The 506-nt window shown below is 65.4% G+C and carries 1 protein-coding gene; it reads right to left on the bottom strand.

Annotation, left to right across the window (positions count from 1 at the left end; genetic code table 11):
- The coding region (locus E7Z54_RS23685; RefSeq protein WP_206055984.1) for a hypothetical protein at positions 1 to 205 on the bottom strand (205 nt) is incomplete at its 3' end.
- Positions 206 to 506 lie beyond the last annotated feature (301 nt).

Raw genomic sequence — 506 nt, 5'->3', positions numbered from 1 at the left:
CACCGAGGTAGGTCTCCACGACTTCCCTCCGGCTGGCGTAGCCGTGGATCAAGGACCACTGGAGAGAACGGTCGAAGTTGGCCTTCAGCCGAGTTCGGAGCTCCGCGCTGTGAAGGAATGCGACCTCATCCTCGATCGGCTCCAGGAGCTCGCGGACGCGCGCGTTCTCCTCGTCGAGGATTGCGCGTCGCGCCTGCTTGAGCACATCCCGCAGCGAGCAGGCGCGTTCGCTGTCGCGATCCGAGCGCTCCTTAGCAGCGTCGAGCCACTGGTGAAGTGTCGGTATTCGAGAGTTGCAGTACTCGCCGGCAGGGCGAGCAGGCCAGGATCCACCCCTGTACATCGACGATCGGCCTTGATCACCAGGCCATCGACGTCCCGTGCGGGCAGCACCTCGTATCAGACCCGCGTGAGATCGACGTCGGTCGTAGTCGGGACCGCCTGGATCGGCGGGGCGACGCCGTACCCCACCGGCAGATGCTCCAACTGCGCTCTGCGGCGCACAT

It is taken from the genome of Nocardioides sp., from assembly GCF_004803405.1.
Classification (GTDB): domain Bacteria; phylum Actinomycetota; class Actinomycetes; order Propionibacteriales; family Nocardioidaceae; genus Nocardioides; species Nocardioides vastitatis.
The sequence above is the reverse complement of the archived record's forward strand: the minus strand, read 5'-3'. Positions and strand labels throughout refer to the sequence as shown.